The 19,193-nt window shown below is 62.8% G+C and carries 25 protein-coding genes; 15 read left to right on the forward strand and 10 right to left on the reverse strand.

Features of this window, described 5'->3' with window-relative positions:
* Positions 1–242 precede the first annotated feature (242 nt).
* The 6 genes from JOE32_RS00685 to JOE32_RS00710 form a co-directional block, all read right to left on the reverse strand.
* Complete coding sequence (locus JOE32_RS00685) at positions 243–638, reverse strand: response regulator (RefSeq protein ID WP_209980530.1); 396 nt, start codon at positions 636–638, stop codon at positions 243–245.
* A gap of 170 nt (positions 639–808) precedes the next feature.
* Positions 809–2,140, reverse strand: a complete 1,332-nt coding sequence (locus JOE32_RS00690) for a deoxyguanosinetriphosphate triphosphohydrolase (protein ID WP_209980532.1) — start codon at positions 2,138–2,140, stop codon at positions 809–811.
* Positions 2,141–2,211: 71 nt separating this feature from the next.
* Entirely contained in the window at positions 2,212–3,375 is a 1,164-nt protein-coding gene (locus tag JOE32_RS00695) for an EAL domain-containing protein (protein ID WP_209980534.1), read from the reverse strand.
* A gap of 103 nt (positions 3,376–3,478) precedes the next feature.
* Positions 3,479–3,820 (reverse strand): hypothetical protein, encoded by a 342-nt coding sequence (locus JOE32_RS00700; RefSeq protein ID WP_003233325.1) that lies wholly within the window; start codon positions 3,818–3,820, stop codon positions 3,479–3,481.
* Entirely contained in the window at positions 3,817–4,206 is a 390-nt protein-coding gene (locus JOE32_RS00705) for a phage holin family protein (protein WP_057008373.1), read from the reverse strand. Before JOE32_RS00705 ends, JOE32_RS00700 begins: the two co-directional genes overlap by 4 nt.
* A gap of 3 nt (positions 4,207–4,209) precedes the next feature.
* Positions 4,210–4,524, reverse strand: coding sequence for a YqjD family protein (locus JOE32_RS00710; RefSeq protein WP_057008372.1), 315 nt, complete (start codon positions 4,522–4,524; stop codon positions 4,210–4,212).
* 219 nt (positions 4,525–4,743) lie between these two features.
* On the opposite strand from JOE32_RS00710, the gene JOE32_RS00715 reads away from it, so the two are divergent.
* The 3 genes from JOE32_RS00715 to JOE32_RS00725 all read left to right on the forward strand — a co-directional run bounded on the left by JOE32_RS00715 (position 4,744) and on the right by JOE32_RS00725 (position 6,349).
* On the forward strand, positions 4,744–4,980 hold the full coding sequence (locus JOE32_RS00715; protein WP_209980535.1) for a glutaredoxin family protein: 237 nt from the start codon (positions 4,744–4,746) through the stop codon (positions 4,978–4,980).
* A gap of 74 nt (positions 4,981–5,054) precedes the next feature.
* On the forward strand, positions 5,055–5,390 hold the full coding sequence (locus tag JOE32_RS00720) for a transcriptional regulator (protein WP_209980536.1): 336 nt from the start codon (positions 5,055–5,057) through the stop codon (positions 5,388–5,390).
* A gap of 68 nt (positions 5,391–5,458) precedes the next feature.
* A complete protein-coding gene (locus JOE32_RS00725) occupies positions 5,459–6,349 on the forward strand; it encodes a pseudouridine synthase (protein WP_209980537.1) in 891 nt (296 codons plus the stop codon).
* A 54-nt stretch (positions 6,350–6,403) separates the two neighbouring features.
* Here JOE32_RS00725 and JOE32_RS00730 read toward each other — a convergent pair whose 3' ends face one another.
* Complete coding sequence (locus tag JOE32_RS00730; protein ID WP_015371619.1) at positions 6,404–6,625, reverse strand: YgdI/YgdR family lipoprotein; 222 nt, start codon at positions 6,623–6,625, stop codon at positions 6,404–6,406.
* Between the two features lie 81 nt (positions 6,626–6,706).
* Positions 6,707–7,309: a molybdenum cofactor guanylyltransferase MobA gene (gene mobA / locus JOE32_RS00735; protein ID WP_209980539.1), complete on the reverse strand. Its 603-nt coding sequence runs from the start codon at positions 7,307–7,309 to the stop codon at positions 6,707–6,709.
* 76 nt (positions 7,310–7,385) lie between these two features.
* Between mobA and moaB the strand changes: the two genes are divergently transcribed.
* Together moaB and glp are read left to right on the forward strand one after the other, a co-directional pair.
* Positions 7,386–7,925 carry a molybdenum cofactor biosynthesis protein B gene (gene moaB / locus JOE32_RS00740; RefSeq protein WP_057008368.1) on the forward strand — a complete coding sequence of 180 codons (540 nt, stop codon included), beginning with the start codon at positions 7,386–7,388 and terminating at the stop codon, positions 7,923–7,925.
* The gene (gene glp, locus JOE32_RS00745; protein ID WP_209980542.1) at positions 7,909–9,135 is read left to right on the forward strand and encodes a gephyrin-like molybdotransferase Glp; all 1,227 of its coding nucleotides are present in this window, start codon (positions 7,909–7,911) and stop codon (positions 9,133–9,135) included. The genes moaB and glp overlap by 17 nt, the downstream gene beginning before the upstream one ends.
* 536 nt (positions 9,136–9,671) lie before the next feature.
* Here glp and JOE32_RS00750 read toward each other — a convergent pair.
* Together JOE32_RS00750 and JOE32_RS00755 are read right to left on the reverse strand one after the other, a co-directional pair.
* A complete protein-coding gene (locus JOE32_RS00750) occupies positions 9,672–10,001 on the reverse strand; it encodes an EscU/YscU/HrcU family type III secretion system export apparatus switch protein (protein ID WP_209980545.1) in 330 nt (109 codons plus the stop codon).
* Entirely contained in the window at positions 9,998–11,575 is a 1,578-nt protein-coding gene (locus JOE32_RS00755; RefSeq protein ID WP_209980547.1) for a flagellar hook-length control protein FliK, read from the reverse strand. The genes JOE32_RS00750 and JOE32_RS00755 overlap by 4 nt, the downstream gene beginning before the upstream one ends.
* Before the next feature lie 199 nt (positions 11,576–11,774).
* Here JOE32_RS00755 and ccmA point away from each other — a divergent pair, with 199 nt between their 5' ends.
* The 10 genes from ccmA (at position 11,775) to JOE32_RS00805 (ending at position 19,109) form a co-directional block, all read left to right on the forward strand.
* Complete coding sequence (gene ccmA, locus JOE32_RS00760; RefSeq protein ID WP_209980549.1) at positions 11,775–12,410, forward strand: cytochrome c biogenesis heme-transporting ATPase CcmA; 636 nt, start codon at positions 11,775–11,777, stop codon at positions 12,408–12,410.
* The gene (gene ccmB, locus JOE32_RS00765; protein WP_209980551.1) at positions 12,407–13,075 is read left to right on the forward strand and encodes a heme exporter protein CcmB; all 669 of its coding nucleotides are present in this window, start codon (positions 12,407–12,409) and stop codon (positions 13,073–13,075) included. Before ccmA ends, ccmB begins: the two co-directional genes overlap by 4 nt.
* 70 nt (positions 13,076–13,145) lie before the next feature.
* The gene (locus JOE32_RS00770; RefSeq protein ID WP_209980554.1) at positions 13,146–13,901 is read left to right on the forward strand and encodes a heme ABC transporter permease; all 756 of its coding nucleotides are present in this window, start codon (positions 13,146–13,148) and stop codon (positions 13,899–13,901) included.
* A complete protein-coding gene (gene ccmD / locus JOE32_RS00775) occupies positions 13,898–14,074 on the forward strand; it encodes a heme exporter protein CcmD (protein WP_057008363.1) in 177 nt (58 codons plus the stop codon). Before JOE32_RS00770 ends, ccmD begins: the two co-directional genes overlap by 4 nt.
* Positions 14,071–14,532 (forward strand): cytochrome c maturation protein CcmE, encoded by a 462-nt coding sequence (gene ccmE / locus JOE32_RS00780; RefSeq protein WP_209980556.1) that lies wholly within the window; start codon positions 14,071–14,073, stop codon positions 14,530–14,532. Before ccmD ends, ccmE begins: the two co-directional genes overlap by 4 nt.
* Complete coding sequence (locus JOE32_RS00785) at positions 14,529–16,517, forward strand: heme lyase CcmF/NrfE family subunit (protein ID WP_209980559.1); 1,989 nt, start codon at positions 14,529–14,531, stop codon at positions 16,515–16,517. The genes ccmE and JOE32_RS00785 overlap by 4 nt, the downstream gene beginning before the upstream one ends.
* Positions 16,514–17,050: a DsbE family thiol:disulfide interchange protein gene (locus tag JOE32_RS00790; RefSeq protein WP_209980561.1), complete on the forward strand. Its 537-nt coding sequence runs from the start codon at positions 16,514–16,516 to the stop codon at positions 17,048–17,050. The genes JOE32_RS00785 and JOE32_RS00790 overlap by 4 nt, the downstream gene beginning before the upstream one ends.
* Positions 17,047–17,520, forward strand: coding sequence for a cytochrome c-type biogenesis protein (locus JOE32_RS00795; RefSeq protein ID WP_209980563.1), 474 nt, complete (start codon positions 17,047–17,049; stop codon positions 17,518–17,520). The genes JOE32_RS00790 and JOE32_RS00795 overlap by 4 nt, the downstream gene beginning before the upstream one ends.
* The gene (gene ccmI, locus JOE32_RS00800; RefSeq protein WP_209980564.1) at positions 17,513–18,697 is read left to right on the forward strand and encodes a c-type cytochrome biogenesis protein CcmI; all 1,185 of its coding nucleotides are present in this window, start codon (positions 17,513–17,515) and stop codon (positions 18,695–18,697) included. Before JOE32_RS00795 ends, ccmI begins: the two co-directional genes overlap by 8 nt.
* 16 nt (positions 18,698–18,713) lie before the next feature.
* A complete protein-coding gene (locus JOE32_RS00805; RefSeq protein WP_209980567.1) occupies positions 18,714–19,109 on the forward strand; it encodes a hypothetical protein in 396 nt (131 codons plus the stop codon).
* The last annotated feature ends 84 nt before the right edge of the window (positions 19,110–19,193 follow it).

Genomic DNA, 19,193 nt, shown 5'->3' on the forward strand with positions numbered 1-19,193 from the left:
TGCAAGTGCAAATAAAGCGGGCACATTAGCTCAGAAGATGAGGGGTGAGCATGAGCCTTGGGGAGACAGGTATAAAACAGGAAAATTCCTACATGAAAAAAGGTGGCAACCTACGCAGCGTTAAGGCTTTGTGGTATCTGGTGTAAGCAAATTTTGATGAAAAGTAATAACCGGTGGCACGAGGCAGTTCACGTTGCTTTTCAAGTAATTTTTTTCGCAGCCTGATGTTTAAAATCCTACAGTCAGCGTTGAAATAGTGGCGCCATTAACATTGAAAGTTCGTCTTTGTTTAATGGTTTCGGTAAATAACCAAGAATGGGCAGGCCGCGTTGCAAGGCTTGCAGGGTCAGGTTGGAGAGCTCCATCGCCGGCAATCCGCTCAGTAGAATGGCACCGGTGATGAAATGCTGGCGGCTGGCAATTTCCACCAGCTCCAGCCCCGGCAGGTCAGGCAGGCACTGGTCGCAGAGCATAAGATCGAAAGGGGCTGTGGCGGTGCACATCGAATGGATGGCTTGTTCAGCGTTTTCTGCGAGGGTCAGTTGCTCGAAGCCGAAGCTTTTGAGCAGGCATTGGGTGGCCAGGAGTTGAAAGGGATGATCCTCCACCAACAGGATTCTAACGGTGCGAGCGGGCATGGAAGGCACACGGGGCAGTCAAGCGGCGATAGGGGGGCTTGGGAATGACTCGCTGAGTCGGCCAGAAGCGTGCGCGATTATTCTTTGGATAACTGCGCGAATTCGATCAGGCCGCTCTGTTAGCGTCGTAGGCAATTTCTGCTCAGATAACAGGCGGCGTGATCCCATGCTCACTTCGGGCTCGAACGCCCAGTCATCTCCCGTGCCATTTGCGTGGCGTAGCTGTCGGTCATGCCGGCGATAAAGTCGATCATTCGCAGGAACGAGGCGTGCAGCGGCCAGGCCGGGTCCGGCGCACTGTTGCCCAGCAGGTCGAGGATGCGCCGGTTCTTGAACGACGGCGTACGGCCGCCATGCTGCTCAAGGGCGGCACCGCAAAAAGCGTTCAGCAGGATTTCCAGCGTGGTGTAGGCGCCGATTTCATGCAGGGTCTTGCGCTTGTCCTGGAATATTTTCTTGCGCGCCATGTCCTTGGCATCCAGTACGCAGCGCTTGGCCGGGCCGTGCATGTGCTCCACCAGATCGCCCGGCAGGGTGCCGGCCAACAAGGCGTCCTGCTGTTCAACGAAGGCGCGCGCGGCTGCGTTGGTGAGGTGCTCGATGGCCTTGCCGCGCAGGATTGCCAGCTTGCGCCGCCGCGAATCCTCGGCGCCCAGCTGCCGGTAGGTCTGCGGCAGGTCGTCGCCCACCAGGTCGAGCAGCAATGACTCGACCTCGGCGTATTGCAGCAGCTCCATTTCCAGGCCGTCTTCCAGGTCGATCAAGGCATAGCAGATGTCGTCTGCGGCTTCCATCAGGTAAACCAGCGGATGGCGAGCCCAGCGTTGTTCCTCAAGTTGCGGCAGGCCGAGCTTGTGGGCGATCTGTTCGAGGATCGGCAGCTCGCTCTGATAGCAGCCGAACTTGTGCTTCTTGTAGCCCAGGGCATCGGCGTGGCGTGCGGTCCAGGGGTATTTCAGGTAGGTGCCCAGGGTGGCGTAGGTCAGGCGAGTGCCACCGTCGAACTGGTGGTATTCCAGCTGGGTGAGTACGCGAAAGCCCTGGGCATTGCCTTCGAAATTGAGGAAGTCGTTGCGCTCGGCGCCGCTCATGTCGTCCAGCCAGCCACGCCCGGCGGCCTGCTGAAACCAGTGGCGGATGGCGTCTTCGCCCGAATGACCGAATGGCGGGTTGCCGATGTCGTGGGCCAGGCAGGCCGATTGCACCACCATGCCCAGGTCGCTCGGGTCGCACCAGTCGGGCAGGGCGCTGCGCAGGGTTTCGCCCACGCGCATGCCCAGGGAGCGGCCGACGCAACTGACTTCCAGGGAGTGGGTCAGGCGCGTGTGGATGTGGTCGTTACTCGACACCGGATGCACCTGGGTCTTGCGGCCCAGGCGGCGGAATGCGCCGGAGAAAATGATGCGGTCATGGTCTTTGTGAAACGGGCTGCGGCCTAGTTCTTCGGGGCTGTGCAGGGGTTTTCCAAGACGTTCGCGGGTCAGCAGGGTAGGCCAATCCAAGGCGGTTACTCTCCGTGCGGTGAATGACCCGCCCAGCTTCCCGGTTCCGCCCTGGCGGGGCAAGCAAAAATCTACAGACCGGCTGCATCGATGTCGATTAACAGCAAACGCTGACCGTTGTCGAAGAATTGTCCGGCCGTGAGGCAGTACTGGTTGGTGGTGGCGTCGCGGTAGGTCGAGGACAGGATCAGGCGCCGCTCTTCCCAGCCTTCGGCCAGCAAGTGATAGAAGTACGGGCGCCATGACCAGTTGTGGCCCAGGTAGTGGCTGTCGCTGTGCCAAGCAGACTCGCGCCATTCGATATTGGGTGTGAGCTGGGTGCCGTGGCGGTCGCACTGGTAGAACCGCAACAGCCAGGGGAAATCCGTCAGCGGCGGTAATTGGTTCAGCGGCGCCTGGCCCTGGGCCCAGCCCTGCAGGATGCTCATCAGCTGCGTCAATTGCTCGCGCAGGTGCATGACGCGCCCGCGTTCTGCCAGCTTCTGCTGCACGTACGCGTTGCGCAGGTGGGCAAAGCGCGGCACGAAGGTATCGGTGGCAAACCAGTCCAACTGTGCCTGGGCAAACAGGTAGCCCTGCACATAGCGCGAGCCACATTCCAGGGCGAAGCTCAGTTGGGCTTCGGTTTCCACGCCTTCGGCGATGATCCAGCAGCCGGTCTTTTCCGCCATCTGCGCCAGTGCCCGCACGACATCGCTGCTCGGCCCGCCTTCGGCCGCCGCCTGGAACAGCCGCATGTCCAGCTTGAGGATGTCCGGCTGCAGCGCCAGCACCCGGTCGAGCTGGGAATAGCCGGCGCCAAAGTCATCAATGGCGATACGCGCACCGGCCTCGCGATAACGCACCACTACATCGGCCAGGCGCTGGATATTGCCGCCCAGCTCGGTGATCTCGAACACAATGCGTCGTGGGTCGACACCGTGGGTCTGCAGCTGCTTCAGGCTCGGCAGTGCCTGGCCCGGGCGCAGGCGATTGATCCAGCGAGGCGAGATATTCAGGCTCAGGAACCAGTCCTGCGGCGCTTCATGCAGGCGGCTCAGGGCGTTATCGCGGATCCGCCGGTCCAGGCGACGCAACGCCGCTCCCGGCGTGCGTGGGTCGGCGAACAGCGGGCCTACCGATTGCAGGCTCCCGTCAGCCTGGCGCAGGCGACCCAAGGCTTCGACGCCGGCAATGCGCCCGGTTGCGGTATCGATAAACGGTTGGAAACAGGCGAGCGGTTGCCCGTCGATCACGGGGCCTCCTTAGCACGTGGGCAAAAAAAGACCCGACCCTCGATATCGAGGGCCGGGCCGTTTCTATCTTTGACGATACTTGCAAGATTGCAGCCAGCAACGCTTAGCGTTTGCGTGAAGCGCCTGCCATCGCCAGTTTGATCAGCGGGATCAAGCCGGCGCCCAGCCGCACCAAGCGTGTCACGCTGCTGATGCTGCCGCTTTTGGCACCCTTGCCGGTGAAGAATCCCATCAGGGTCACCGCTGCCATACCCCACAGTGGCGCGTGCTTGACGCCCAGGCTGTCCTGCCAGTTATGACGCATGTCGCGCATTTTGTGCAGGGGCGCCATCAATTGCTGGGACTCGTGGCGAATCTCCTGGCGGTGCATTTCCATGCGCAGGCGAATCAACGCCTTGCGCATGTCACGGCGGGAGTCGGTGTTCACAACTTCATTGCGGCTCATGGCAACAGGCGCTCCCGATCATTGGCCAGCTCTTCGAGGGTGGCGTGGAACGGCGTGGATTCGTCGAACACCGCCGCTTTCAAACGCACCCCGCAGAAGGCTGCAGCCAGGCTGTAGAACACACACAGGCAGATAATGCCGGTCAGACGATAACCGGTGTCCCACACCAGGATCATCACCAGGGTCGACAGCCCCACCAGTAATAGCAGCGCAAACACCAGCGCCAGGCCGGCGAACAGCAGCAGGCTGACGGTACGGGCTTTCTGTTCCTGCAATTCGATGCCAAACAACTCGACGTGACTGTGCAGCAAGCCCAGTACGGCTGCGCCCAGACGTCGTGAAGTCGAACCTTGGCCCGTGGACGAGCCGCTTTCGCCGATAGCCATGATTTAGCGCCTTGTAGCCAGCAGACCGATCAAAAAGCCTACGCCGGCAGCGATGCCGACAGACTGCCAGGGGTTGGCCTGCACGTAATCTTCAGTCGCGGTGACGGCCGCCTGCCCGCGCTCGCGCAGGGAATCTTCGGTGGTTTGCAGGGTTTCGCGAGCCTTGAGCAGGCTCTCGTGGATCTTGCTGCGCAGCTCGTCAGCCTGGTCGCCGGCGAGGATGGCGGTGTCGTCCAGCAGCTTTTCGGTATCGCTTACCAGGGTTTGAAAATCCGCCATGAGTATCTCTTGGGCGGTCTGTGCTGTTTTTCTGGCCATGGTTATCTCCGTGATGGGCTGATCGGTACGTGTGGTTTCGAGTCGCGGGCGGTGCCGAAGGTTCAGTGTAATTGTGTGCCGACGCTTTTGCCGCACCTTGGTGCGCGGGCCTCGCGGTTGCGCTGAATGCGGGCGGTGGGGCCGTGAGCCTTGCAAGGCTGTGCCGTGCACCTGAAACGCTTAGAATGAGTGCCTGTTTTTTGATCAGGTCCCCACATCATGCTGCCTGAATGCCAGCTGTTCGGCACCCTGAGTTGCCATCTTTGTGAGATAGCCGAGGCCGAAATCATGCCGTTGGTCGAACACGGGTTGTGGGTCGAACGGGTGGATATCACCGCTCCCAAGGACCTTACCGACCTCTACGGCCTAAGGATTCCGGTACTTCGCCGGGTGGACACGGGGGCCGAACTCGACTGGCCGTTCGACACTGCCCAGGTGATTGCCTTCCTCGGCTGACATACAGGCCATGGCGGATTTCCGAATATTACTTTACTGTATGTTTGTACAGCGATTGAATTGAGGGAACGCCCGTGGTGAATGTTGAACAACTGAAAAGCAGCGTCAATCGCATGTCCGTCGACATTGTGCGCGATGCGGTAAGCGAGCTGCGCCTGGACGGCCTGGTCACGGAAGGCAAGACGCCGTTCAACAAAGTGCACTTCAACACCTGCTTTGCGGAAATCGAGGCATTGTTTCAGCGTGCCGGTTATCACAAACAGTTGGATGTGGTGGGTTACCAGGGCTTGTTGTACGCGCTCTATGATCCTGGCCGCTGGGAAGCGGTAGACGTGTTGCGCTGGCTCAAGGAGTTCACCGAAGCCGCCAGTGCCTCGCCGATTCTGCGCACGCAGTTGGCCAAGGCCTGAGATCTGCCCTAGGCTCAATCCCGCTCCATGCGGGATAATGCCGGCCTGTTTCAGCCAAGGTCTCACGCATGTCCACTTCCGGTTTTTCCGCTTCCCGGCACCAAGCCAGTACCTTGTATTTGCCTCCTGGCCGTTGGCCTACGGTGCTCGAATGCCTGTGTGCGCATTTTCCGGCGATCAGTCGTGAGCAATGGCTGGACCGTATCGCCCGTGGCAGGGTGCTGGACAGCGACGGCAAGGCGATCGACACGCAACTGCCCTACAGAGAGGGCTTGTGCATCCATTACTTTCGTGAAGTGCCCAACGAGAAAGTGATCCCGGTGCAGGAAACCATCCTCTACGCCGACGAACATCTGGTGGTGGCCGACAAACCGCATTTTTTGCCGGTGACGCCTGCCGGTGAGTACGTCGAACAGACCCTGTTACGCCGTCTGATTCATCGCCTGGACAACCCTTCGCTGGTGCCCCTGCATCGGATTGACCGACACACCGCCGGGCTGGTGCTGTTTTCTGCCAACCCCCGCAGCCGCTCGGCCTATCAGCAACTGTTTCCCACGCGGCGCATCGACAAATTCTACGAAGCCATTGCCCCGGCCTTACCCGACCTCGTCTTTCCCCTGGTGCACAAAAGTCGCCTGGTGGAGGGCCAGCCGTTCTTTCGCATGCAGGAAGGACCTGGCGTCAGCAATACCGAAACGGCGGTTGAAGTGCGCGAAAAAAACGCCGGATTGTGGCGCTACGGCCTGTTTCCCGTCACCGGCAAGAAGCACCAGTTGCGCGTGCACATGACGGCGCTCGGCGCGAGTATCTGCAACGATCCGTTCTATCCGGACGTGATCAAGGATGCCGAAGACGACTATGCCAACCCCCTCAAACTGCTGGCCCAGGGCGTGCGGTTTATCGACCCGGTCACCGGACAGCAACGCAGTTTTCGCAGCGGTATTACCCTCGACTGGTAACCCGCACAAACAAAAAGGCCCGCGCGAGGCGGGCCTTGTGTGCAAGCCGTGGGCTTACAGCTCTTTAACGGTACGAACCTGGTCTTTATTCAGGCGGGTGCGCTTGCCGTCCAGTTGTTCGAACTCGTAGAAGCCCGACGACTTGTCGAACGACGGGGTATCGACGGCCTGGATTTCGCGACCGTCATTCAGGGTGATCACTGTCGGCGAGGCGCAACCGGCGAGGGTGGCAAGGCCCAGTGCAAGCATGAGAGCGGCGATGGTCCGTTGAGTCATGAGTTTGTCTCCGAGAGAATACTGCTTCTTAATGGCTGACCTTGAGACGTGTAAGACGCCTGCAAGTTCCTTGTGCGAGGCTCATTCTGACACGCCGGACCTTTGAAGCAACAGGTTCGGCGTATTCAGGTTGGCCAGGCGCGGGTCATCAGTCGGGCACTGCAGGCCGATTGCACCGCATTGCAGGAAGATTCTGCGTGGGCTGCGCTCACCGGCGTCCCAGGCCCGTTGCACTTCGGCTCCGAGCGCCGTGGGAATAATGCAGATCAAGGGTTCCCAGTATTCGCCATGGCGCACCATGACCGGCAGCCGAGGATTGCGTTGCGCCGTCTCACGAAGGTCGGCAAGCAATCGCGCATCGATCTGCGGTACGTCGCACGGGAGTATCAGCAAATGCGCATGACGTGCGGCGGCCAGTCCCACACGAATGCCTGCCAAAGGCCCGGAAAAATCCGCATCGTCGTCGCTCACCAGTTGATCGGCATACGGCGCGTACCGTTCATGGTTACGGTTGCACGAGATGATCAGGTCATCGGTGAGCGGTCGCGTCAGGCGCTGCAGGTGGGCGATCAGGGGCTGGCCGCGCCAGTCCAGCAGGCCCTTGTCCTGACCGCCCATGCGCTGGCCGCGGCCTCCGGCCAGCAGCAGGACCGAGCAGGGCAGTGGGGAAGAATCAACAGACATGGCGGCTCCGCAGCGGCAGCTCAACAGGGGCCTGTGATATAACACCGGGCTGTTCCTTCGACAACCGGACCGAGCCATGAAAGCCAAGGCTGATGCGCCTTTCGTACCCCTGAATATTGCCGTACTGACTGTCAGCGACACCCGCACCCTGGACACCGACACCTCGGGCCAGGTCTTCGTTGACCGTCTCACCGCCGCCGGCCACCGTCTGGCCGAACGCGTATTGCTCAAGGACGACCTCTACAAGATTCGCGCCCAGGTGGCCCACTGGATCGCCGAAGACGTGGTGCAAGTGGTATTGATCACCGGCGGCACCGGCTTCACCGGCCGCGACAGCACCCCCGAAGCCGTAAGCTGCCTGCTCGACAAGCAGGTCGATGGCTTTGGCGAACTGTTCCGCCAGATTTCCGTGGCCGATATCGGCACCTCCACCGTGCAGTCCCGCGCCCTCGCCGGCCTGGCCAATGGCACGCTGGTGTGCTGCCTGCCGGGTTCCACCAACGCGGTGCGCACCGGCTGGGACGGCATCCTCGCCGAGCAACTGGATAACCGCCATCGGCCCTGCAACTTCGTGCCCCATTTGAAGCAGGCCGAGCCCTGTGAATCACGTGGGTAAGCCCGGCAAGACCGGCGCCCTGATGCCGGTGGAAGAAGCCCTGCAACGCTTGCTGGACATGGCTGACGCAGCGCGCATTAGCGAGCGTGAAGTGCTGATGCTGGCTGACGGCGATGGCCGTGTGCTGGCGCAGGATTTGGTGTCCACCCTCGACCTGCCACCCTGGCCCAACAGCGCCATGGACGGCTACGCGCTGCGTCTGGCGGACTGGAATGGCGAGCCATTGGCGGTGAGCCAGCGCATCTTCGCCGGCCAGGCGCCGACGCCGCTGGCGGCAGGCACTTGTGCACGGATCTTCACCGGTGCGCCGCTGCCGGAGGGCGCCGACTGCGTGGAAATGCAGGAAAACGCGGTGGTTCACGCCGATGAGCGCGTGAGTTTCAGCGAGCCGTTGCAGGCGCAGCAGAACATCCGCCCCCAGGGCCAGGAAACCACCGTCGGCGAGAAGGTCCTCACCGCCGGCACGCGCCTGGGCCCCATAGAGCTGGGGCTGGCTGCGTCGCTTGGGCTTGATCGCCTGGACGTGGTGCGCCGCGTGCGCGTGGCCGTGTTGTCGACCGGTGATGAGTTGATCGAACCCGGGCTGCCCCTGGGCCCAGGCCAGATCTACAACAGCAATCGCCGCGTATTGTGCAGTTGGCTGACGCGCATGGGCTGTGAAGTGATCGACGCCGGCATCCTCCCGGATGATCTTGAACAGACCCGTACGCGCCTGGCAGGCCTTGGCAACGTCGACCTGATCCTGTCCACCGGCGGTGTTTCCGTAGGCGAAGCGGACTTCCTTGGCATCGCTCTGCGTGAAGAGGGCGAACTGGCCCTGTGGAAGCTTGCGATCAAACCCGGCAAGCCGCTGACGTTCGGACATTTTCGTGGCGTGCCGGTGATCGGCCTGCCCGGCAATCCAGCGTCGACCCTGGTGACCTTCGCGCTGCTGGCCCGGCCTTACCTGTTGCGCCGCCAGGGCGTGCCTGACGTCGAGCCGCTGCGTTTCAACGTACCGGCGGGATTCGTCTGGCCCAAGCCCGGCAACCGCCGCGAATACCTGCGCGGGCGCATCGAGCAGGGCCAGGCGATCATCTACCGCAACCAGAGCTCCGGCGTGCTGCGCAGTGCGGCGTGGGCCGAGGGTTTTGTGGAAGTGCTGGAAGGCACCACGCTGGCTCTCGGAGACCGCGTCAGCTTCATCCCTTTGAGCGAAGTCTTGAACTGACCACCGATCCCACTGTGGGCGAGGGTAAGCCCTCGCTTGTATCAAATAAAAAATAACCTGTTGATTTTAAAGCCTGAAATTTCAAGTGACCCAATCTCTGTGGCGAGCGGGCTTGCCCCGCGTTGGGCTGCGCAGCAGCCCCAAAACCATGCGCTGAGCAGTGTCAGGTATAACGCGTACTGCTTATTGGGGGCTGCTTCGCAGCCCAACGCGGGGCAAGCCCTAATGCCGTTCAGTTAAGGAAAATTTGTGGGCTTATTGTGGCGAGCGGGCTTGCCCCGCGTTGGGGTGCGAAGCGCCCCCCAATCGAGCAAAACGCGGTGTACCTGATACGGCTCAGCGCCTGGCTTTGGGGCTGCTGCGCAACCCAACGCAGGACAAGCCTGCTCGCCACAGGGAATCTGCGCTTAACTGAACGGCATTAGGGCAAGCCCGCTCGCCACAGAGAACGCGCCCGCCACAGAGGCGCCAGTTTGCTGCGCAAACGTGCTAAGTCGAAGATTTGGCTGAGCCTCCCACATTGAGTTATGGGTGCTTCAGTAATCGTCGCCGCGTTCGGTAACGTCGCGCTCCACCGGCCCTGCATCCGGGTCGTAGCCCACCGGGAATTTACCTTTCAGCGTCCACGCAAACGCGATGATCTCCGCGATGGTGCGGTACAACTCTTCGGGAATACTGTCGCCCAGTTCCATGCGCGCCAGCAGCTTCACCAGCTCGGCATTCTCATAAATGGGCACCTCGTTTTCCCGGGCCAGCTTGAGAATGGCTTCGGCCAGGGCGTCGTCGCCCTTGGCGGTGAGGGTCGGTGCCTGCTGGCCGTCGTACTTGAGGGCAATCGCCTGGCGGGGTGAGTGGGCGTCATTCATGCGGTTTCATCCACCCAGCGTTGTTCCAGTCCGGTTTTGGGGCCGCGTGGCGGTGTGCCCAAATGGCAATCGAGGTCGCCGACGTTGATGCCGGATGTCACCAGGCGTTCGCGCAACGTGCCCAGATGGCTTTCGATCAGGCTGGCCGTAAACGGCCGTGTCGCCCACAACTGGCTGGACAGTTTGCCCTGGCTCAACTGCGCCTGGACCTGCAACGGCCCCAGCGGCTCCATGTCGAACGCCAGCTCGACGCGCCAGAGCATCTGCCTGGCGTCCTTGCTGGCCTTGCGTTCGGGCTCATCCTTGTCCGGCGCGGGCTCTTCGCGCTGGAACTTGACCTGCAACGGCACGATGTCCTGCAGGTTGCGCATGGGGATTTCCATTTGCCAGGTGCTTTGCAGGCGGCCATCGGCGGTGAGGCCGGTTTGTTCCAGGCTCGACAGTTGATGGCTCTGTAGCCGGGAAATCGCTCCGGCCGCCAGGCGTAGCAGGTTTTCCAGATCGCCTTCGCCTTCCAGTTTCGCCATCAGCCGCTCGGGCAACGGGAAGCCGGCGGGCGCCTGGCGCGCGCCGACCTGTCCGAGCGTACCGAGCGGGCTGCGCACGAAATTCGGCATGGCCTGGGCCAGTGTGTTGGCGGCAAGAATGGCGCCCAGGTGGGTGGACGCGGGCAGGACGGGCAGCAGGTCGGCGACCAGGCGCAGCAGCGCGCCTTTCATATCCAGCGGCGGAATCTGCGGGTTTTGCCCGACCAGTAATCTGGCTTCAAGAAAAGCGCCGCTGTTCTGGATCACTTGCGCCAGCACCTTGGGATTGCTCACCTGGGCCAGATCCGGCAATGCCGCCAACAAGCGGTCGGCCGCTGCGCGCAGATCGGCTGAGACGCTGTCGCCACGGGGCAGGTTCTGCAGGGCGGTGAACACCGCATCCAGCGAGCCCTGACGACTTTGCTGGGTCGCGAGCTGCTGGGTGACGGCCAGTTGGTCCTGAAGCCCGCTCAGCGGCACAAAATTCAGCGTTTGCGCATTCTGCACCACGGCGCTGAGCAAGCTGCCCACCCGCAACGGCTGCGGGCTCTCTACGGTCAGGGTGGCGCCAGCCAAGGCATTATTGAGCACCGTGACCAGCGAGCGGTAGACCGCCGGTTGCGCAGTGCCCTGGGGCAGCACCTGGGTGGTCAGCACCTTGGCCTGCAACAGCGTGCCGACCGGCAACTGCTCGGTGTCGAGACTGGTCAGGGCGGCGACATTGGCGCTCATGGCCTGCTGCAGACTCAACGTCAGGTTGCCTGCCTGCGTCTGGCTGACTGCGACGTTACTGCCCAACGGCAGCGGTTGCGGGCTGCTGGCCTGCACCAGCGTCTGGCGGCCGCCGTCGAGCGTCAGCTTGAGCAGCAACTGAAACGCCTCACCGCCTTGTTTGAGCGCGATGACTTCGGCATTCGCGGTTTTTCCCGCGTCGATCAGCCCGACCTGTGGCTCCAGCAGTTTCAGCAACTGGCCCACCGCGGGCGCAGCGCTGGGCCCTGCCGCCGGGACGGGAGCAAGCGTGGGAAGGTTGATTTCACCGGTCATCGTGCGCGCCATCTCTGGGGAAATTGCCCTCTTTAGCGTAGGACATCGCATGTATAATGCCGCCCGTGCGCACAGAGAGCGCTAAAAACCTCACAACCATTTGATCCCGCTCTCTAAATCAGTCGCCAAAGCCGTTATTGTGCTGCTCTCTATAACGGCCGCCGCACCGCCGACTTGAACCGTAAAGGCCCACGATCTTTTGACCAGCCCTCTTCTTGAAGCCATAGCGCTTGCCTGTGAACGCGACCTGCGCCTGCTGTTCGAACACCTCGAATTGCGGATCGCGGCGGGCGACATGGTGCAGGTCAGCGGCCCCAACGGCAGCGGCAAGACCAGTCTGCTGCGCCTGCTCGCGGGGTTGATGCAGCCGACTGCAGGCGTGGTGCGGCTCAACGGCAAACCGCTGGACGAGCAACGCCGCGAGCTTGCACGCAACCTGATCTGGATCGGCCACGCCGCCGGGATCAAGGATGTGCTCAGCGCTGAAGAAAACCTCGGCTGGCTCTGCGCCCTGCATCGCCCGGCCAGTCGCGACGCGATCTGGCAGGCCCTGGCCGCTGTCGGCCTCAAGGGCTTTGAAGACGTGCCGTGCCACACCCTGTCCGCCGGCCAGCAACGTCGCGTGGCGCTGGCGCGTCTGTATCTGCCCGGCCCGCCGTTGTGGATCCTCGACGAGCCGTTCACCGCCCTGGACACACAAGGCGTCGCCCAACTCGAAAAGCACCTGGCCAGGCACTGTGAGCAGGGCGGCAGCGTAGTGCTCACCACGCACCACACCCTCGCGCACACGCCCGCCGGTTACCGCGAGCTGGACCTGAGCCGGTGGCCGGCATGAGTGTGTTCGCCCTGCTGGTCGCCCGCGAGGCGCGGCTGTTGTGCCGTCGCCCGGCCGAGTTGGCCAACCCCCTGGTATTCTTCGCCATCGTCATTGCGCTGTTCCCGTTGGCAGTCGGCCCCGAGACCGGGCTATTGCAAACCTTGTCCCCGGGACTGGTGTGGGTGGCCGCGCTGTTATCCGTGCTGCTGTCGCTGGACGGGCTGTTTCGCAGTGATTTCGAAGACGGCTCCCTGGAGCAGTGGGTCCTTTCGCCGCACCCGTTGCCGCTTCTGGTATTGGCCAAGGTGCTGGCACACTGGGTGTTTTCCGGCCTGGCGCTGGTGTTGCTTGCGCCGCTTCTGGCGATGATGCTGGGCTTGCCCGTCGAGTGTCTGCCGGTATTGTTACTGTCTTTGTTGCTCGGCACGCCGGTGCTCAGCCTGCTGGGGGCGGTGGGCGCTGCGTTGACCGTCGGTTTGAAGCGCGGCGGCCTGCTGCTGGCCCTGTTGATTCTGCCGTTGTATATCCCGGTGTTGATCCTCGGCAGCGGCGCGTTGCAGGCCGCGCTCATGGGGCTGCCGGCCAGCGGTTACCTGTTGTGGCTGGGCAGCCTGACCGCCCTGGCGGTAACCCTGACACCCTTTGCCATAGCGGCCGGCCTGAAAATCAGCGTTGGCGAATAATGAGGTCTGGCTCGGCCAGTAAAGACCCTAAGCGTTTTGCCACGGCAAGACGCAACCGTGAGAAACAGCAATGAACTGGACCTGGTTTCACAAGCTCGGCTCGCCCAAATGGTTTTACGGCATCAGCGGCAAGCTGCTGCCGGCGTTGAGCATCGCCGCACTCCTGCTGATCGGCATCGGCCTGGTCTGGGGTCTGGCCTTCGCACCGCCGGACTATCAGCAAGGCAACAGTTTTCGCATCATCTATATCCACGTACCCGCCGCCATGCTGGCGCAGTCCTGCTACGTGATGCTGGCGGTGTGCGGCATCGTCGGCCTGGTGTGGAAGATGAAGCTGGCCGACGTGGCCCTGCAATGCGCTGCGCCCATCGGTGCGTGGATGACCGGCGTGGCATTGGTGACGGGTGCGATCTGGGGCAAACCCACCTGGGGTTCGTGGTGGGTGTGGGATGCGCGCCTGACCTCGATGCTGATCCTGCTGTTCCTGTATTTCGGCCTGATTGCCCTGGGCAACGCGATCAGCAACCGTGACAGCGCGGCCAAGGCCTGCGCGGTGCTGGCCATTGTCGGCGTGATCAACATCCCGATCATCAAATACTCGGTTGAGTGGTGGAACACCCTGCACCAGGGCGCCACCTTCACCCTCACCGAAAAACCGGCAATGCCCGTGGAAATGTGGGCGCCACTGCTGCTGATGGTGCTGGGCTTCTACTGCTTCTTCGGCGCCGTGTTGCTGCTGCGCATGCGCCTTGAAGTGCTCAAGCGTGAGGCCCGCGCCAGTTGGGCCAAGGCCGAAATACAGCGCTGCCTGGGAGTACGCCCGTGAGCTTTGCCTCGTTCAGTGATTTTCTCGCGATGGGCCACCACGGCCTGTATGTGTGGACGGCCTACGGCATCTGCCTGGCGGTGCTGGCCCTCAACGTCGGCGCGCCGATCCTGGCCCGCAAGCGTTACCTGCAACAAGAGGCGCGTCGTTTGCGCCGGGAGACCGAAAAGTGAATCCGCTGCGTAGAAAGCGCCTGTTGATCATCCTCGCCATCATGGCCGGCGTCGGCATTGCCGTGGGTCTGGCATTGAGTGCGCTGCAGCAGAACATCAACCTCTTCTATACGCCGACCCAGATCGCCAACGGCGAAGCGCCTCTGGACACGCGGATCCGCGCCGGCGGCATGGTGGAAAAGGGCTCGTTGAAACGTTCCGGCGACTCCCTGGACGTGACCTTCGTGGTCACCGACTTCAACAAGGCCGTGACCATCACCTATCGCGGTATCCTCCCGGACCTGTTCCGTGAAGGCCAGGGCATCGTTGCCTTGGGCAAGCTCGACGCCAGGGGCGTGGTGGTGGCCGATGAAGTGCTGGCCAAGCACGACGAGAAATACATGCCGCCCGAGGTGACCAAAGCCCTTAAAGACAGCGGCCAATCCGCGCCAACCCCGGCCAGGGAGGTTAAGCCATGACGTCCGCATTGTTTATTCCGGAGCTTGGCCAGTTGGCGATGATCCTCGCCCTGTGCTTCGCCGTCGTGCAGGCCGTGGTGCCGTTGCTCGGCGCCTGGCGCGGCGACCGGCTGTGGATGAGCCTGGCGCAGCCGGCCGCCTGGGGCCAGTTTGCCTTCCTGCTGTTCGCGTTCGGTTGCCTGACCTACGCCTTCATGACCGACGACTTTTCCGTCGCCTACGTCGCCAACAACTCCAACAGCGCCTTGCCCTGGTACTACAAGTTCAGCGCCGTGTGGGGTGCCCACGAAGGCTCGCTGTTGCTGTGGGCCTTGATCCTCGGCGGCTGGACCTTCGCCGTGTCGGTGTTCTCGCGCCAATTGCCGCAGGTGATGCTGGCCCGCGTGCTGGCGGTGATGGGCATGATCAGCATCGGTTTCCTGCTGTTCCTGATCATGACCTCCAACCCGTTCAGCCGCATCCTGCCGCAGATCCCGATGGACGGGCGCGACCTTAATCCGTTGCTGCAGGACATCGGCCTGATCGTGCACCCGCCGATGCTCTACATGGGCTACGTCGGGTTCTCCGTGGCCTTCGCCTTCGCCATCGCTGCCTTGCTCGGCGGACGCCTCGATGCGGCCTGGGCACGCTGGTCGCGGCCATGGACCATCGTCGCCTGGGCCTTCCTCGGCATCGGCATTACGCTGGGTTCGTGGTGGGCCTACTACGAACTCGGCTGGGGCGGCTGGTGGTTCTGGGACCCCGTGGAAAACGCCTCGTTTATGCCTTGGCTGGTGGGCACTGCGCTGATTCACTCGCTGGCGGTCACGGAAAAGCGCGGCGTGTTCAAAAGCTGGACGGTGTTGCTGGCAATCGCCGCGTTTTCCCTCAGCCTGCTCGGCACGTTCCTCGTGCGTTCGGGGGTGCTGACGTCGGTGCACGCGTTCGCGTCCGACCCAGCGCGGGGCGTGTTCATCCTGATCTTCCTGCTGTTCGTGGTCGGCGGCTCTCTGACCCTGTTCGCCCTGCGCGCACCGGTGGTCAAGAGCCAGGTGGGCTTCAACCTGTGGTCGCGGGAAACCCTGCTGCTGGGCAATAACCTGGTGCTGGTGGTGGCCGCCTCGATGATCCTGCTCGGCACCCTGTATCCGCTGGTGCTGGATGCCCTGAGCGGCGCCAAGCTGTCAGTTGGCCCGCCGTATTTCAACGCGTTGTTCATTCCATTGATGGGCCTGCTGATGGTGGTGATGGCAATCGGCATGCTGGTGCGCTGGAAAGACACCCCGCTGAAGTGGCTGGCCGGCATGCTGTTGCCGGTGCTGCTGGGCAGCGTGGCCCTGGCGGTGATCGCAGGCATTGCCTATGGCGACTTCAATTGGGCGGTGCTCGCCACCTTCCTGCTGGCGGGCTGGGTATTGCTCGCCGGTGTGCGTGACCTCGTCGACAAGACGCGCCACAAAGGCTTGATCAAAGGCCTGCCGGGCCTCACTCGCAGTTACTGGGGCATGCAGATTGCGCACCTGGGCATTGCGGTGTGCGCGCTGGGCGTAGTGCTGTCCAGCCAGAACAGCGCCGAGCGCGACCTGCGCCTGGCGCCGGGCGAATCGATGGACCTGGCCGGTTACCAGTTCATTTTCGAAGGCGCCAGGCACTTCGAGGGGCCGAACTTCACCTCCGACAGAGGCACCGTGCGCGTCATCCGCAGCGGCAAGGAAGTGGCCGTGCTGCACCCGGAAAAACGCCTGTACACGGTGCAGAGTTCGATGATGACCGAAGCCGGCATCGACGCCGGTTTTACCCGAGACCTGTATGTGGCCCTGGGCGAACCGTTGGGCGAGGGCGCCTGGGCGGTGCGCGTGCACGTCAAACCGTTCGTGCGCTGGATCTGGTTCGGCGGCCTGCTCACCGGCGCAGGCGGTTTGCTGGCGGCGCTTGACCGGCGTTATCGCATCAAAGTCAAAACCCGGGTGCGCGAAGCCCTCGGCCTGCAAGGAGCTGCGGTATGAAGCGAGGGTTGATGCTGGTGCCACTGGTGCTGTTTCTGCTGGTGGCGGTGTTTCTCTATCGCGGGCTGTACCTGAACCCCGCCGAGTTGCCGTCGGCCATGATCGGCAAGCCGTTTCCCGACTTCTCGTTGGCCAGCGTGCAGGGCGATAAAACCCTGACCCGCGCCGACCTGCTGGGCAAGCCGGCGCTGGTCAACGTGTGGGGCACCTGGTGCATCTCCTGCCGCGTCGAGCACCCGGTGTTGAACAAGCTGGCCGAGCAGGGCGTGGTGATCTACGGCATCGATTACAAGGACGACAACGCCGCCGCGCTGAAATGGTTGGCCGAGTTTCACAACCCTTATCAACTGAATATTCGCGATGACGACGGCAACCTCGGGTTGAACCTTGGCGTGTACGGCGCTCCGGAAACCTTCTTCATCGATGCCAGGGGCGTGATCCGCGACAAGTACGTCGGCGTGATTGACGAGGCGGTGTGGCGCGAGCAACTGGCCGCCAAGTACCAGGCACTGGTCGATGAGGCCAAGCCATGAAGCGCCTGCTTGCCGCTGCCGTGCTGGTCCTGGGATTGGCCGGTGTGGCCCACGCTGCCATCGATACCTATGAATTTGCCAGTGACGCCGAGCGCACGCGGTTTCGCGAACTGACCAAAGAACTGCGCTGCCCCAAGTGCCAGAACCAGGACATCGCCGACTCCAACGCGCCCATCGCCGCCGACCTGCGCAAAGAGATCTTCCGCATGCTGGGGGAGGGCAAGGACGACCAGCAGATTATCGACTTCATGGTCGACCGCTACGGTGATTTCGTGCGCTACAAACCGGCCCTCAACGCCAAAACCGCGCTGCTCTGGTTCGGGCCTGCCGGGTTGTTGCTGACGGGGCTGGTCGTCATGGCGGTGATCGTGCGTCGTCGGCGTGCTGCACCGACCGATGGATCCGACGCGCTGTCCCCTGAGGAGCGCAAACGTCTCGACCACTTGCTGGATGCCAAGACCGATGATTGATTTCTGGCTCGCCGCCGGCTTGCTGCTGTTGACCGCCCTGAGTTTTCTGTTGATTCCCGTGTTGCGCGACCGGCGTGCCCAGCGTGAAGAGGATCGCACCGCCCTGAACGTCGCGCTGTATCAGGAGCGCCTCGCCGAGCTGCAAGTGCAGCAGCAGGAAGGCGTACTTAACGCTGCGCAATTGGAGACCGGCCGTGCCGAAGCTGCGCGCGAATTATTGGCCGACACCGAAGGCGTGCAGCCGCCCCGCGAGTCGCGCCTGGGCAAACCGCTGCCATTGTTGGCGGCGTTTCTGGTCCCGGTGCTGGGCGTTGCGCTGTACTTGCACTACGGCGCCAGCGACAAGGTTGAACTGACCCGCGAATTCTCGCGGCCGCCGGTGTCCATGGAAGACATGACCCACCGCCTGGAGCGCGCCGCTGCGGCCCAGCCCGACTCGGCCGAAGGCCTGTATTTCCTTGGCCGCGCCTATATGGGTCAGGGCCGTTCTGCCGATGCCGCCCGGGTGTTCGAACGCACCGTGGCCCTCGCCGGGCGCCGGCCGGAACTGCTCGGGCAGTGGGCGCAGGCGCAGTATTTTGCCGACAACAAACAATGGTCGCCCAGGATTCAGGCACTCACGGACGAAGCGTTGAAGCTGGACCCGAAGGAAGTCACCAGCCTCGGCCTGCTTGGCATCGCCGCGTTCGAGGGCCAGCGCTATCAGGCAGCCATCGACTACTGGAACCGCCTGTTGGCGCAGTTGCCGGCCGAAGACAACTCCCGCGCCGCACTGCAGGGTGGCATCGACCGCGCGGCGCAGAAACTCAAGGAGGGCGGCGGCGTGGTGGCGCAAAAGTCGGTGATGACGGTGCGCGTGGACCTGTCCGCCGAGGTAAAAGCCAACGTCCTGCCCACCGACAGCGTGTTCATCTTCGCCCGCGCGGTAAAGGGCCCGCCCGCGCCGCTGGCGGTCAAGCGTGTGACCGTCGCCGAGCTGCCGATCACCGTTGAACTGGGGGATGCCGACGCGATGATGGCGTCGTTGAAACTGTCCAACTTCCCTGAAGTCCAACTGGTTGCGCGCATATCCCGGGCAGGTATTCCAACCGCCGGCGAGTGGATCGGCCGCAGCCAACCCCTGGCCAGCAGCACCACTGCGTTGCAGCCGCTGACCATCGACAGTCCGGACCCGTAACTTCGAGGAAACGCCCATGACCGCCATTGCACGCATCACCCTGCTCAGCCTCGTACTCGGCTTGAGTGCCTGCGCGGTCCACCGCCCACCTCCGGTGCCCACCGGCCCGACCATCCCGCCAACGGGCCCGTCGACGCAGCCGAGCACTCAACCTTCCGGCCCGGTCACGCCACAGCCCAAGCCTGTGCCGAGCAAATCCCCAACCTTCGCCCCGCCACCTGGCGCCGCCAGCCACTGGGACGGCAAGATGCAGGTGTATGTGCTGGAAGAGCAGCCCGACACCTTCTACCGCCAGCGCACCTACTACCGCTGGAGCAACGGCTGGAGCCGCTCCATCAGCCCGAACGGGCCATGGGAAGAAACCGACGTGCAGGGCGTGCCGCCGGGCTTGAGCAAGCAGTACGCACAATGACAAAAGGCGACCTTCGGGTCGCTTTTTCCATCCCGCAAGCCAGTTCCCACAGGAAATTCTATTCGGCCATCAAACCGAGGTATT

This window comes from Pseudomonas sp. PvP025, from assembly GCF_017832155.1.
In the GTDB taxonomy this organism is placed as follows: domain Bacteria; phylum Pseudomonadota; class Gammaproteobacteria; order Pseudomonadales; family Pseudomonadaceae; genus Aquipseudomonas.

What these genes read in the sequence shown, in the direction of transcription:
- JOE32_RS00725 (WP_209980537.1), top strand. Translation starts at nt 5,459, where the DNA reads ATGTCCACTTCCGGTTTTTCCGCTTCCCGGCACCAAGCCAGTACCTTG.
- JOE32_RS00805 (WP_209980567.1), top strand. Translation starts at nt 18,714, where the DNA reads ATGACCGCCATTGCACGCATCACCCTGCTCAGCCTCGTACTCGGCTTG.
- JOE32_RS00785 (WP_209980559.1), top strand. Translation starts at nt 14,529, where the DNA reads ATGACGTCCGCATTGTTTATTCCGGAGCTTGGCCAGTTGGCGATGATC.
- JOE32_RS00705 (WP_057008373.1), bottom strand. Translation starts at nt 4,206, where the DNA reads ATGGCTATCGGCGAAAGCGGCTCGTCCACGGGCCAAGGTTCGACTTCA.
- JOE32_RS00770 (WP_209980554.1), top strand. Translation starts at nt 13,146, where the DNA reads ATGAACTGGACCTGGTTTCACAAGCTCGGCTCGCCCAAATGGTTTTAC.
- ccmI (WP_209980564.1), top strand. Translation starts at nt 17,513, where the DNA reads ATGATTGATTTCTGGCTCGCCGCCGGCTTGCTGCTGTTGACCGCCCTG.
- JOE32_RS00755 (WP_209980547.1), bottom strand. Translation starts at nt 11,575, where the DNA reads ATGACCGGTGAAATCAACCTTCCCACGCTTGCTCCCGTCCCGGCGGCA.
- JOE32_RS00730 (WP_015371619.1), bottom strand. Translation starts at nt 6,625, where the DNA reads ATGACTCAACGGACCATCGCCGCTCTCATGCTTGCACTGGGCCTTGCC.
- moaB (WP_057008368.1), top strand. Translation starts at nt 7,386, where the DNA reads ATGAAAGCCAAGGCTGATGCGCCTTTCGTACCCCTGAATATTGCCGTA.
- mobA (WP_209980539.1), bottom strand. Translation starts at nt 7,309, where the DNA reads ATGTCTGTTGATTCTTCCCCACTGCCCTGCTCGGTCCTGCTGCTGGCC.
- JOE32_RS00685 (WP_209980530.1), bottom strand. Translation starts at nt 638, where the DNA reads ATGCCCGCTCGCACCGTTAGAATCCTGTTGGTGGAGGATCATCCCTTT.
- JOE32_RS00700 (WP_003233325.1), bottom strand. Translation starts at nt 3,820, where the DNA reads ATGAGCCGCAATGAAGTTGTGAACACCGACTCCCGCCGTGACATGCGC.
- JOE32_RS00795 (WP_209980563.1), top strand. Translation starts at nt 17,047, where the DNA reads ATGAAGCGCCTGCTTGCCGCTGCCGTGCTGGTCCTGGGATTGGCCGGT.
- JOE32_RS00710 (WP_057008372.1), bottom strand. Translation starts at nt 4,524, where the DNA reads ATGGCCAGAAAAACAGCACAGACCGCCCAAGAGATACTCATGGCGGAT.
- JOE32_RS00750 (WP_209980545.1), bottom strand. Translation starts at nt 10,001, where the DNA reads ATGAATGACGCCCACTCACCCCGCCAGGCGATTGCCCTCAAGTACGAC.
- JOE32_RS00790 (WP_209980561.1), top strand. Translation starts at nt 16,514, where the DNA reads ATGAAGCGAGGGTTGATGCTGGTGCCACTGGTGCTGTTTCTGCTGGTG.
- JOE32_RS00715 (WP_209980535.1), top strand. Translation starts at nt 4,744, where the DNA reads ATGCTGCCTGAATGCCAGCTGTTCGGCACCCTGAGTTGCCATCTTTGT.
- ccmB (WP_209980551.1), top strand. Translation starts at nt 12,407, where the DNA reads ATGAGTGTGTTCGCCCTGCTGGTCGCCCGCGAGGCGCGGCTGTTGTGC.